The 12142-nt window shown below is 74.7% G+C and carries 8 protein-coding genes; 4 read left to right on the forward strand and 4 right to left on the reverse strand.

The features are described 5' to 3' along the window. Positions 1 to 292: 292 nt before the first annotated feature. Positions 293 to 853: a MarR family transcriptional regulator gene (locus ACIQE0_RS36455; protein ID WP_366334735.1), complete on the reverse strand. Its 561-nt coding sequence runs from the start codon at positions 851 to 853 to the stop codon at positions 293 to 295. A 191-nt stretch (positions 854 to 1044) separates the two neighbouring features. Between ACIQE0_RS36455 and ACIQE0_RS36460 the strand changes: the two genes are divergently transcribed. Continuing rightward, positions 1045 to 2331, forward strand: coding sequence for an MFS transporter (locus ACIQE0_RS36460; protein WP_366334890.1), 1287 nt, complete (start codon positions 1045 to 1047; stop codon positions 2329 to 2331). A 58-nt stretch (positions 2332 to 2389) separates the two neighbouring features. On the opposite strand, the gene ACIQE0_RS36465 is transcribed toward ACIQE0_RS36460, so the two are convergent. Both ACIQE0_RS36465 and ACIQE0_RS36470 read right to left on the reverse strand, forming a co-directional pair. After that, the gene (locus tag ACIQE0_RS36465; protein ID WP_402340052.1) at positions 2390 to 4156 is read right to left on the reverse strand and encodes a SpoIIE family protein phosphatase; all 1767 of its coding nucleotides are present in this window, start codon (positions 4154 to 4156) and stop codon (positions 2390 to 2392) included. A 295-nt stretch (positions 4157 to 4451) separates the two neighbouring features. Continuing rightward, positions 4452 to 5840 (reverse strand): NAD(P)/FAD-dependent oxidoreductase, encoded by a 1389-nt coding sequence (locus tag ACIQE0_RS36470; RefSeq protein ID WP_402340055.1) that lies wholly within the window; start codon positions 5838 to 5840, stop codon positions 4452 to 4454. Between the two features lie 476 nt (positions 5841 to 6316). On the opposite strand from ACIQE0_RS36470, the gene ACIQE0_RS36475 reads away from it, so the two are divergent. From ACIQE0_RS36475 to ACIQE0_RS36485, 3 genes are all read left to right on the forward strand, one after another. Next, positions 6317 to 7042 carry a helix-turn-helix domain-containing protein gene (locus ACIQE0_RS36475; protein WP_366334741.1) on the forward strand — a complete coding sequence of 242 codons (726 nt, stop codon included), beginning with the start codon at positions 6317 to 6319 and terminating at the stop codon, positions 7040 to 7042. A gap of 339 nt (positions 7043 to 7381) precedes the next feature. Continuing rightward, a complete protein-coding gene (locus ACIQE0_RS36480; RefSeq protein ID WP_402340058.1) occupies positions 7382 to 9400 on the forward strand; it encodes a sigma-70 family RNA polymerase sigma factor in 2019 nt (672 codons plus the stop codon). Positions 9401 to 9548: 148 nt separating this feature from the next. Then, positions 9549 to 9680 (forward strand): hypothetical protein, encoded by a 132-nt coding sequence (locus tag ACIQE0_RS36485; RefSeq protein WP_402340060.1) that lies wholly within the window; start codon positions 9549 to 9551, stop codon positions 9678 to 9680. Positions 9681 to 9723: 43 nt separating this feature from the next. Here ACIQE0_RS36485 and ACIQE0_RS36490 read toward each other — a convergent pair whose 3' ends face one another. Then, complete coding sequence (locus tag ACIQE0_RS36490; protein WP_402340063.1) at positions 9724 to 11799, reverse strand: asparagine synthase-related protein; 2076 nt, start codon at positions 11797 to 11799, stop codon at positions 9724 to 9726. Between the last annotated feature and the right edge of the window lie 343 nt (positions 11800 to 12142).

Below are 12142 nucleotides of genomic sequence, written 5' to 3' on the forward strand. Positions count from 1 at the left end.
TTCCGACTTTATCAGATCTTCTTTCCGTTCCGGTCCACATCTCAGTGAGATGCGAGCGGTTCGAATTTCGATCCGATTCCCCGTCGGCGGGGTGTTCACTACGTTAGCGGAATTCCTCGATGACGCCTAATCAGGCGCCCGGAATGAATTTCGGCGTGCGGAATTCGATCCCGTTGAGGGGCCGTGCGGTAGTGAGATGCCGCGATGCGGCGGGATGGCTGCCACAGAACCGTTCCGGCTCTTTGGCAACTCGGAGAACACTACGGATCGGGGGAGGCCGTGTCAACCTGGGTCAGTCGAGGTCGCTGAGGCGGCCTTCGGCGTCCGGTTGGGCGTCCTCGACGCGGCGCAGCAGACGGGTCAGGGCGTCGCCCAGGATCCGGCGCTCGTCGCCGGAGAGGTCCTGGAGGAGCTCTTCCTCGAAGACCGAGGCCATGCGCATGGCCTCCAGCCACTTCTCGCGGCCCTCGTGGGTCAACTCGACGATGACGCGTACGCGGTTGGTCTCGTCGCGCTCGCGGGTCACCAGGCCCTCGTTCGCCATGCGGTCGATGCGGTGGGTCATGGCGGCCGGCGTGAGGCCGAGGCGCTTGGCCAGTTCGCCGGGACCCAGGCGGTAGGGCACGCCGGAGACGACGAGGGCCTTGAGGACCTCCCATTCGGCGTTGCTCAGGCCGAGGGTGGCGGTCTGGCGGCCGTAGGCGACGTTCATCCGACGGTTGAGGCGCTGCAGTGCGGAGACGACCTTCTCCACTTGGGGGTCGAGGTCCTGGAACTCGCGCTGGTAGGCCGCGATCTGTTCCTCAAGGCTCGGCTCGGTGCCGCCGGCGGCCGTATCGGAGGGCTCTGGCATGCGCCGCAGTATGACACGAAAGCCCTTGGCATTGAAGTTCTTCGTCATGTACTCTTTAGCTTCGAACTTTAGGGTCGAAGTCTTGAGGGTGTGACTGTCCGGTCTTGGACGTCCGGCACGTTGTCTCGGCTCGGCTCGGGGGGTTCCTGATACGTATCCGTCTTTTTGTGATCTGACCTAGGTAGGTGAGTGTGACCACCGCGATGGGCGCCGCGCTGCGCCGGATCCAGCTGGGGAACGCGCTGAGCGCGTTCGGCAGCGGCTTCACCGTGCCGTATCTGTACATCTACGTGGCGAATGTGCGGCACCTCGGTGCGAGCACGGCTGGTGTGGTGCTGGCGATGCTGGCGGTGTCCGCGCTGGTCGTGCTGCCGGTGACCGGGCGGGCCATCGACCGGCGGGGGCCGCTGCCGGTGGCCATCGTCGGCACGGTCTCGGCCGCCGTCGGGTCGCTGGGGATCGGGCTGTCGTCGAACGAGCCGATGGTCATCGCGTCGGCGGTGGCGCTGGGTGCCGGTATAGCGGTGATCCAGCCGGCGCTCGCCACGATGATCGTGTGGTGCTCGACGACGGTGACCCGGTCGCGGGCGTTCGCCACCCAGTTCTTCCTCAACAACCTGGGACTGGGCATCGGCGGTCTGGTCGGCGGTCAGTTGGTGGACGCCTCGCAGGCGTCCAGCTTCGTGCGGCTCTTCGCCATCGAGGCCGTGATGTTCCTGGTGCTGGGCGTGGCGATCGCGACCGTGCGGCTGCCGCGGGCACCCAAGGTCGAGGACGAGGTGCCGACCGAGGCGCGGGCCGAGGGTGCCTGGCGGGCGCTGTTCCGCGACCGGCGGATGGTGTGGCTGTGCGTGCTGGGCTTCGTGCTGTTCTTCGCCTGCTACGGGCAGTTCGAGTCGGGGCTGGCGGCGTACGCCACGGAGGTCACCCGGATCGAGCCGGCCACCTTGGGCATCGCCCTGGCGGCCAACACCGCGGCGATCGTGGCGGCGCAGTTCGTGGTGCTCAGGCTGGTCGAGCGGAGGCGCCGGAGCCGGGTGATGGCGCTGGTGGGCATCGTCTGGACGGTGGCGTGGATAGCCGCCGGGCTGTCCGGGCTGGTGCACGGGACGCAGGCGGTGGCGACGGTGCTGCTGATCTCCACGTACGCGCTGTTCGGTGTCGGGGAGTCGATGCTGTCGCCGACGGTGGCGCCGCTGGTGGCGGATCTGGCGCCGGCCTCGCTGATAGGTCAGTACAACTCGGCGTTCGCGCTGGTCAAGCAGCTGGCGCTGGCGATCGGGCCGGCCGTCGGGGCGCTGATGGTCGGGCAGGGGATGTACGTCGCGTACCTCGCGATGCTGATCGCGTGCACGCTCGGGATCACGGTGCTGGCGCTGCGGCTGGGGCGGATGCTCACCCCGGCGCAGGACCAGCCGCACCGGGCGACGGTGCCCGCGCAGCGGGTGGAGGCCGAAGCGGTGGCCGCGGCCGCCTGAGGCCCGTTCCGGGTGCGGTGCCCGCCGGTGGCGTGGCCTCGCACCCGGAGGTCGTCGGTCAGACCTTGGGGAGGGCGAATTCGCACCAGACCGCCTTGCCTCCGCCCGGGGTCCGGCGGGAGCCCCAGGACGAGGCGATGGTGGCGACGATGGAGATGCCGCGGCCGGTCTCGTCGATCGGTTCGGCCCGGCGGCGGCGGGGCAGGTGGTCGTCCCCGTCGGTGACCTCGATGATCAGGCGGCGGTCGGTGCGGCGCAGTCGCAGGCGCATCGGCGGGGTGCCGTGCTGGAGGGAGTTGGCGACCAGTTCGCTGGCGGCCAGCACGCCGAGGTCGTGGAGTTCGGTGGAGAAGCGCCAGGAGGCGAGGACGCCGGAGGCGAAGGCACGGGCGCGGGGTGCCGCCTCGGTGCCGCCGTGGAGTTCCAGCGCGGCGTTGTGGAACAGCTCGGCGTCGTGCCCGGTGCGGGCGGGGTTCTGGATGACGAGGATGGCGACGTCGTCGTCGTGGCTGGCGGTGATGCCCAGGGAGCGCAGCAGCCGGTCGCAGACGATGTCGGGGCCTCCGGTGGCGCCGGCGAAGGCGCGCTCCAGGGCGGCGACGCCCTCGTCGATGTCCTTGTCGCGGCGTTCGACGAGGCCGTCGGTATAGAGGACGGCGCTGCTGCCGGGGCTGAGCGGGACGGAGCCGGAGGTGTGCACCCAGCCGCCGGTGCCCAGGGGCGGGCCGGTCGGTTCGGCGGCGCGGCGGACGGTGCCGTCGGCGTCGCGGACGAGCATCGGCAGATGGCCGGCCGAGGAGTAGATCAGGCGGCCCTCGTTGGGGTCGTGGACGGCGTAGACGCAGGTGGCGATCTGGCTGGCGTCGATCTCGGCGGCCAGGCCGTCGAGGAGCTGGAGGACCTCGTGGGGCGGGAGGTCGAGGCGGGCGTAGGCGCGGACCGCGGTGCGGAGCTGGCCCATGACGGCGGCGGCGCGCACCCCGCGGCCCATGACGTCGCCGATGACCAGGGCGGTGCGGCCGGCGCCGAGGGTGATGACGTCGTACCAGTCGCCGCCGACCGCGGCGTCGGTGCCGCCGGGTTGGTAGGTGGCGGCGACGCGCAGGTCGTCGGGCTGTTCCAGTTCCTGCGGGAGCAGGGAGCGTTGGAGGGTGACCGCGGCGGCGCGCTGGCGGGCCTCGCTGGCGCGGAGGCGCTCGGCGGACTCGATCTGGTCGGTGACCTCGGCGCCGAAGACCAGGACGCCCTTGTGCGGGGCGACGCAGGCGACCTCCGGGTCGGGTGCCGGGCCGCTGGCGGCGACCTCGATGGGGGTGCAGGTGAAGGTGTAGTAGCCGTCGCGGGTGCGGTCGCTGCCGGCGCCGGCGGGGACCTTGCGGGACTTGACGGTGCGCGGTTTGCCGCTGCGGAGGACCTGGTCCATCAGGGGCAGCAGGCCCAGTTCGGCGAGTTCGGGGAGGGCTTCGCGGGCGGTGCGGCCGGCGGGGCGGGGGCCGAAGACGCCGGCGTAGGCGCCGTTGACGTAGGCGATGCGGTGCTCGGGGCCGTAGACGACGGCGACCAGGGCGGGGATGGTGCCGAGGATGTCGTGGACGGAGAGCGCGTCGACCGTGGGCGGGGCGGCGTGCGGTGGGATGTCCTCGCCGGCGGGGCCCTCGGCGCGGGCGGCGGGGACGGTGCCGGGCGGGCCGGCGGGCCGGTCGCCGCCGGATGCGGGCGCGGCGGCGTGCGCCGTGGGTCCCGAGGGCGGGGCAGCGCGGTCGGACCGGGCGGCGGTGCGCCGCTGCGTGCCGGGGAATCTGGCGCTCCAGCGCGTGAAGATCACGGACGGGTACCTCTTACTTCGCGTCGTCGCGCGGGGACGGGCCGTCGGCGTGGGGGGTCGCCCCGTGGCGTGGCCGGGGGCGCTGTCGGCACCCGCTGATGGAATGCAGCAAACGTCCTGAATCCTCGTGATTGTCACTCTTCGCAGATACGAGCCCACCCATGGTCACACGTCCAGTGTGGCCGACCGGACGGTCATCCGTCAGACGCCGGGCGCCCGGGCGGAGTTCCCGGTTCCGGGTGGGCCGGTCGGTGCCGGCCGGGCGGGCGGTCAACATCCCTGGTGGGGCGGCCGGTCAACTGGTCTCGTTGTGCCGGCCGGTACCCGCGGCGAGTTCGAATTCGGCGCGCGGGTTCTCCAGCGAGCCGAGGGAGACGATCTCGCGCTTGAACAGGCCGGCGAGGGTCCACTCGGCGAGGATCTTGGCCTTGCGGTTGACGGTGGGCACCCGGCTGAGGTGGTAGGCGCGGTGCATGAACCACGCCGGATAGCCCTTCAGTTTGCGGCCGTAGACGTGCGCGACGCCCTTGTGCAGACCGAGCGAGGCCACCGAACCGACGTACCGGTGCCGGTAGTTGCGGATCCTGCCGCCGCGCAGGGTGGCGGTGAGGTTCTCGGCGAGCACCTTGGTCTGGCGGACGGCGTGCTGGGCGTTGGGGGCGCAGAGGGTGCGCGGGGTGTCGGGGGTGGGGGGCAGCGGCGCCGTCAGGTCCGGGACGCCCGCCGCGTCCCCGGCCGCCCAGGCGTGCTCCGCGCCGTCCACCTGGAGTGCGGCGGTGCACTTGAGGCGGCCGTGGTCGGTCAGCGGCAGTCCGGTGGCGGCCACGAGGGGATGGGGCTTGACGCCGGCGGTCCACACCACCGTCCGGGCGGGGAAGCGGGAGCCGTCGCTGAGCCGGACCAGGCGCTGCTCGCAGGAGTCCAGGCGGGTCTCCAGCCGGACGTCGATGTTGCGGGCGCGCAGCTCGCGGACGGTGTAGCGGCCCATGGCGGCGCCGACCTCGGGCAGGATCCGGTCGGTGGCCTCGACCAGGATCCACCTCATGTCCTCGGACCGGACGTTGTGGTAGTAGCGGACGGCGTAGCGGGCCATGTCCTCCAGTTCGGCCAGCGCCTCCACACCGGCGTAGCCGCCGCCGACGAAGACGAAGGTCAGCGCCGCGTCGCGGACTTCGGGGTCGCGGGTGGAGGAGGCGATGTCGAGCTGCCCCAGGACGTGGTTGCGCAGGCCGATGGCCTCCTCGACGGTCTTGAAGCCGATGCCGACGTCGGCGAGGCCGGGGATGGGGAGGGTGCGCGAGACCGATCCCGGCGCGAGGACCAGTTCGTCGTAGCCGATGGCCAGGTGGTCCTCGCCGCTCTCCTCCGCGGCCAGGGTGGCGATGGTCGCCTTCCGTTCGTCGTGCCGGACGGCGGTGACCTCGCCGATGACGACCGTGCAGTGCGGCAGGACCTGGCGCAGCGGGACGACGACATGGCGCGGGGAGATCGAGCCGGCGGCGGCCTCCGGGAGGAACGGCTGGTAGGTCATATACGGCTCGGGGTCGACGACGACGATCTCGACCGTGCCCTGCCGCAGTTCCTGTTTGAGCGTCCGTTGCAGCCGCAGGGCGGTGTACATCCCCACGTAGCCGCCGCCGACCACCAGAATGCGCGCCACGTCGTCCGAAGACACAGTCTTCACAGAGGTTCTCCTCGCGGTGTCGACCAGGCCGGGGCGCCACCGAACGGGCGGCCGGGCCGGCGGCGCGGCCACCGTCGGGCGCTGCGCCCCCGGACAGCACAGCACTGTTCCATGACGCACTGCCGCAACGGCTTTGTCCACAGGCCGGTCGAAAAGTATGTCCGGTACTGGACCGGGGTGCGGAACGGGGCATTCCGTACCACCGGTGCGAAGTACGCTGGTCAGGACGAGGTTGGCCTGGGGCGGGAGAAGGGGTGCTCGGAGCGGATCCGGTCAGTTGGGCCGATCGGGGGATGCGGCAGGCGGAGGACCCCCTTCAATCTTGACGCGGGCTCAACTATGTTCGTATCTCGTTGGGGTGCCTCCTCTTGTCGGGTCACCCCGACCGTCAGGGCGGGGAGTCTCCGGGGGGAGACGTCATTACCGGGGGATCAGTTATGCATATTCAGGGCTCTCAATGGCCGGCGGCGGTCACGATGACCACCGCTTCCGACGGTGCCAACGGCGCCGTGAGCAGGGCAGCGGGCACGGCGGCCGGGACCAACGGCCGGAGCACACCGCTGCGGGTGGACGCCCAGCGCAATCTGGAGCACGTGCTGCGCGCGGCCCGCGAGGTCTTCGGCGAGCTGGGGTACGGCGCGCCGATGGAGGACGTGGCGCGGCGCGCCCGGGTCGGCGTCGGGACGGTCTACCGCCGCTTCCCGAGCAAGGACGTCCTGGTCCGGCGGATAGCCGAGGAGGAGACCTCCCGGCTGACCGAGCAGGCGCGGACCGCGCTGGGGCAGGAGGACGATCCGTGGTCGGCGCTGGCGCGGTTCCTGCGGACGTCGGTCGCCTCGGGGGCGGGGCGGCTGCTGCCGCCGGGCATCCTGCGGGTGGGCCCGGGCGAGGAGCGGGTGCCGGACGGCGGCACTGCCGCGCGGGTGCCGCTGCAGCGGGTGGCGCCGGGCGAGGACGGACCGCGTATCGCCGCGGAGGCCGACGAGACGCCGGGCGGGCAGGCGCTGCTGGAGGTCGTCGGGCGGCTGGTGGAGCGGGCCCGGGCGGCCGGTGCGCTGCGGGCCGATGTCACGGTCTCCGACGTGCTGTTAGTCATTGCCACGGGCGCGCCCGCGCTGCCCGATCCCGGACAGCAACAGGCCGCCTCCGCGCGGCTGCTGGAGATCCTGCTGGAAGGGCTGCGGTCACGACCCGCCTCGTGATGCGGGACGGCCGGCTCGGCGGCGGGGTGCGCACGGCACGGCGGTGCGCGGCGGACGAACGCGCGGCGAGACGGCGCGGTGCCGGGCCCACCGGCGCCGCCGGCCGCTCCGGCGGGGCCGCTCCCTGGCACGGGGGTCCCGGATGCGGGGCCTCCGGGCGGGGTGGCGGCGCCCCTTGCGGTGCGGTGGCTCCGGCGGCGGCGGAAGGCCCGGTTCGGGTGAACGCCCGTGCGGCCGCCCCGGATGAGTGGTTGCCCACCCGAGCGGTGAAGCACAGGCCCCTGGTGTGGCACGCTTGCGCGGTGTTGCGGTGTGATGGCGGGTTCGGGGGCCTCGACGATGGACGTTGACGGGCGGGACGAACGGCGCGGCGCGAGCGCGGGACCGCCGTCGGATCAGGTGCCGGATCAGCCCGGTCCGCTGGGGGCGACGCCGCCGGCGGCCGGTGCGGAGAGCGCCGGGCCCAGCGTGCCGGCGCAGCGCAGGAGTTCCCGGCGGCAGGAGAAGCCGGCGGAGCCCGCCGGGGAGCCGTCCGCCGAGGGCGCGGACGCCGAACTCCCGCCGTCCGACGCCCAGTTGGTCTCCGCCTTGCGCGCCGGCGACGACAGTGCCTATGAGGAGCTGTACCGCCGGCACGCCGAGGCGGTGCGCCGGTACGCGCGCGGCTGCTGCCGGGACGTCCACACCGCCGAGGACCTGACCGGCGAGGTGTTCGCGCGCACCCTCCAGGCGGTGCGCGGCGGGGCGGGACCGGATTCCGCGGTGCGCGCCTATCTGCTGACGACCGTCCGGCGGGTCGCCGCGGCCTGGGCGCGAACGGCCCGGCGGGAGCATCTGGTCGAGGACTTCGCGGTGTTCGCGGTGTCCGCGGCCGGCTCCTCCCTGGACGACGGCACCCTGGACCCGGGCGCGGACGTCCGGGCGATGCACGAGGCCGAGCAGACGATGGCGGTACAGGCGTTCCGCAGCCTGCCGGAGCGCTATCAGACGGTGCTGTGGCACACCACCGTCGAGGACGAGTCGCCGAGCCAGGTCGCGCCGCTGCTCGGGCTGACCGCCAACGCCACCGCCGTCCTCGCGCACCGGGCCCGGGAGGGCCTCAAGCAGGCGTATCTCCAGGCGCATGTGAGCCAGTCGCTGACCTCGGGCGGCAACTGCGCGCGCTACGCCGACCAGCTCGGCGCGTACGCCCGGGGCGGGCTGCGGATGCGGGCCGAGCGGGGGCTGCGCAAGCACCTGGAGGAGTGCGCCCGGTGCCGCGGGGCGGCGCTGGAGGTCGTGGACCTCAACCAGCGGATCGGGGCGGTGCTGCCGCTCGCGGTCATCGGCTGGTTCGCGGCCGGGTACGCCGTCAAGGGCGCCGCGGCGGTGGCCGGCGTCGCGGGGGCCGGAGCGGTGGCGGGTGCCGGGGTGGCCGCGGCCGCCGCGGGCTCCGGTTCCGGGGCGGCCGCCGGCGGCGGGGCCGCGGCGGGGGGCTCGGGCGCCTCGGCCGGCGCCGGCGGGGCCGCCGTGGGCGAGGGCCTGGCCGCGCCGGTGAAGGTCGTCGTCGGGGTCGGGCTGGTGGTCGTGGCGGGCGCGGCGCTGGCGTTCGCGCTGTCCGGAGCGCCGCAGCCGGCTCCGAAGCCGCAGGCGCAGGCGCAGCCGCAGCGGCCGGCGACGGCCTCGCCGCCGATGCCCGCGCCGCGGCCGTCGCACACCCCGCGGCCGCCGGCGAGCGCACCGGGCGCGGAGCCCGGCCCGACGCCCGCTCCGCCGACGCCCACGCCGACCCCGACGCCCACACCGACCTCTACTCCGACTCCGACGCCCACGCCCACGAAGTCCGCCCCCGCGCCGACCCCCACACCACCGGAAACGACGCCTACGCCGACACCGACCCCCACTCCCACGCCGACCCCGACGCCCACACCGCCTCTCCCGGAGCCGACGCTGTACCAAGTCAACGCGCTGCGGTACGACTTCGCGGGTGACGGCACCGCACCGGAGGTCCGCGCCGTCGACAGCAGCTGGCTGTGGAAGCGGAACCACCCGAGCATCGGCGGCACGGCCTATTCCCACGGGGTGAGTGTGCACGCGTCGTCCTCGGTGGTCATCGACCTCAACCGGCAGTGCACCGCGTACGACGCGGTGGCCGGTGTCGACGACCTCAGCCTGGGGCTGGGTGCGCTGCGCTTCTCGGTGTACGCGGACGGGGTCCGGCTGTGGCGGTCGGACGTGGTGCGCGGCGGGGACCCGGCGGTTCCGGTGCACGTCCCGTTGGCCGGGCGCACGACGCTGCGCCTGGTGGTCGAGCCGGAGACCGCGGGCGATCTGCTGGCGCTGGGGGATTGGGCGCGGTCGCAGATCAGCTGCCGGTGAGGCGGTGCGGGGTGGGCGTGGCGGACGGGGACGCGGGTCCCGTGAGCGGCAGGGGGCGACGCGGTCCGGGCGCGCGCCGGTCGTCGGGTACGGGCAGGCACGGCGGGCGGTAGCGACGGTCGCAGCGGTCGCGCGGGGAAGTACGCCGATGTGTGCCGTGCTGTCGCGGCGCCCGGTGGAGACCGTGCGCCGGGTGGGCGCGCCGTTCGGCGGGGCGCATCGGGGCGTGGCCGTGCTCCGGCCGTCCGCCCCCACGGAGAACGACCCCGACGGCCAGTAGGCGAGACGAGCAACACCACGGCCCCTTGGGGGAGTTGGACGCCTCAGGAGAGCCGGGCGCGGGGGACCACGCCCTGGGCGAGGGCCCGCTGCCGCGGTGCCTCCGCGCCCGTCCAGCACGAGCCGCGGCGGGCCAGCAGCCGGCGCAGCCACAGCTCGGTGGAGACCAGGTCGGCCAGCCCGTCCAGGGGCAGCGGGGCGCCCTCGGCGGCGGCGCTGAGCGCCGTGCGGACCACCCGCGCCTCTATCAGCCCCGCGTCCGCGAGCAGCGGCGCCTCGAAGAGCTGGCGCAGTCGGCCGGCCGCGGCGCGCAACCCGGCGCGGACCGCGGCGGTGTGGGGGTGGTGCGAGGCGACGCCCCAGCCGGGCGGCAGGTCCCGGACGCCGGCGCCGGCCAGCACCGAGCGCAGGACGGCCGCCCTGGCGCCCGGCTGCACCCGGAGGGTGTCCGGCAGGGCGCGGCAGGCGAGCACCACCTGGTTGTCCAGGAAGGGCGCGTGCAGCCGCTGGCTGCGGACCTCGGCGGCCTGCTCGAAGACCCGGTGGTCGGCGGCCTGGCGGGCCAGCGCGGCCCGGGCCCGCCGGTCGCCGGGACGGCCGGCGGCGGGCGAGCGGTGCGCCGCGTCCCCGAGGCGCACCGCCACATCGGCCAGCGCCTCCCCCGTCAGCCAGCGGGCCGCGGGCCCCGGACGGCACCAGGCGAGCGCGGCCAGTGAGGCGTCCACCGCGCCGCCCGCCACCGGCTCGTCGGCGAACTCCCGCTCCCGTAGGCGGCGCGCGGCCTCGGCGATCCCCGTGGCGTAGGGGGTGCGGGCGAGCTTCCGGGCGGCCCGGTAGACGGTGAACGGGACCAGCACGGAGTGCGCGGACGGGCCGTCGGCCCTGGCCAGTGCGGTGACCGGGCGCAGCAGATGGCGCCGGCGGCGGTCCATGAGGAGGTCGGCGAGGCGGGCCGGGTGGGCGTCGAGGACCTGGCGGGCGCCGTTCCCGACGAAGTGGTCGGCGCCGCCGGACAGCAGCCGGCTGCGGTGGCGGCCGGCGAGGGTCAGCGAGGGGCCGGGCTCGTCCGTGAGCGGGAGGGTGTCCAGGCCGGTGTACGGGAGGGCCTCCTCGCCGGCCGCGACGACGACGTGGTGCAGCCGGGGGTCGTCGGCGATCCCGCGGGCGCGCTCCAGTTCTGCCTCGTGGTGGTCCTGACCGCCCTGGGTGGCGCGGTCGTTGAAGGTCACCGCCAGCAGGCGCTCGCCGTGGCCGTTGATCCTTCCGGGCTGCCCGGGGAGGCCGGCGGCCAGGAGGGCGAGCGTGCCGGAGGCGCTGCCCCCGGAGAGGTCGGCGCCGATACCGGGGGCCGGTCCGCCGCGCGCCGCGCGCCGCTCCGCGGGGCCCATCCCGGGCACCGGTCCGGGGTCGAGCCGGTCGGGCCCGTCCGGGTGCGGGGCGAAGCGCGGCGCGGCCAGCCGGGCGCGCACCGCCTCCACCAGGGCCTCGCGGACGCCGTCCACGGCGCGGTCCGGGGCGAGTTGGGGGGCGGCGACGGCCAGCGAAGCGGGCGGTTCGTAGGAGGCGCTCTCGGTGGTGCCGTTGCGCAGCACCAGGGCGTGGCCGGGCGGTATCCGGCGGACGCCCTCGTACGGGGTGCCGGTGCCGAGCGCCTCGGGGGCGTCCGGGCAGGCCAGCAGCGCGGCCAGGTGGCCGACGTCGAGGCCGGCCCCGACGAGGTCGGCGAGCGGCAGGGCGGCGGTGGCGTACGCCGTCCCGCCGGCCCAGCGGGTGTGGAAGACGGGCCGGGCGCCGGCCAGGTCTCCGGTGACGGTGATCCGGCGTCCCACCTGGGCGACGGCGGTGTAGCTGCCCGGCCAGGCGGTGAGGTGGCGCAGGGCGCCCCCGCGGGCGGCGTACAGGCCCACCTTCAGCTGGTCGTCGGTGGCGCCGCAGACCCCGAGGACGGCGAGCCGGGTCTCCGGGTCGGCCTGGACGACGCGCACCTCATGGGGCCGCCAGTCGCCCACCGCCCAGAGGGGATCGGGGTCGCCCCACAGGAGATGGGCCCCCACGGGCAGCAGGGCGCGGCGCTCCCCGTGGGCGGTCGCGGCACTGCTCCACCCCACCAGCCAGCGCATCGCCGCCTCCACCCGATTCCCCGTCCGCCCAGGTGGCCGGCGGCCACCCAGCACAGCGGATTCCCCAGCTGTCGTGCGCTCCATGCTGCCATGGCGGCGCCCGGCGGGAGGCGTCGGCGAAGTCCCGGAGGTGGGCGCGCGACGGCCCGCCCCGAGGGGGCGGTGCGGTGCCCCCGGTGGCGGGCGGGAGGCGCGGCGACGGCCCCGGGTGGCCCCCCGTGTGGCCCCCGGAGCGGTCGACGGCGTGAATGACTCACCCGTCGCTTTTCGGCCAAAGTCCGTACTGTTCCCGCGAGTTGGGGAGCGGGCGGCGTCCCGGACCGGCCTTCGTGCGGTGCGGTTG

The sequence above is a fragment of the Streptomyces sp. NPDC093097 genome (assembly GCF_044754325.1).
In the GTDB taxonomy this organism is placed as follows: Bacteria; Actinomycetota; Actinomycetes; order Streptomycetales; family Streptomycetaceae; genus Streptomyces.

Bases quoted from the DNA above. Each gene is read 5' to 3' on its own strand.
- ACIQE0_RS36455 (WP_366334735.1), bottom strand. From the start codon at position 853: ATGCCAGAGCCCTCCGATACGGCCGCCGGCGGCACCGAGCCGAGCCTT.
- ACIQE0_RS36475 (WP_366334741.1), top strand. From the start codon at position 6,317: ATGACCACCGCTTCCGACGGTGCCAACGGCGCCGTGAGCAGGGCAGCG.
- ACIQE0_RS36480 (WP_402340058.1), top strand. From the start codon at position 7,382: ATGGACGTTGACGGGCGGGACGAACGGCGCGGCGCGAGCGCGGGACCG.
- ACIQE0_RS36485 (WP_402340060.1), top strand. From the start codon at position 9,549: ATGTGTGCCGTGCTGTCGCGGCGCCCGGTGGAGACCGTGCGCCGGGTG.
- ACIQE0_RS36490 (WP_402340063.1), bottom strand. From the start codon at position 11,799: ATGCGCTGGCTGGTGGGGTGGAGCAGTGCCGCGACCGCCCACGGGGAG.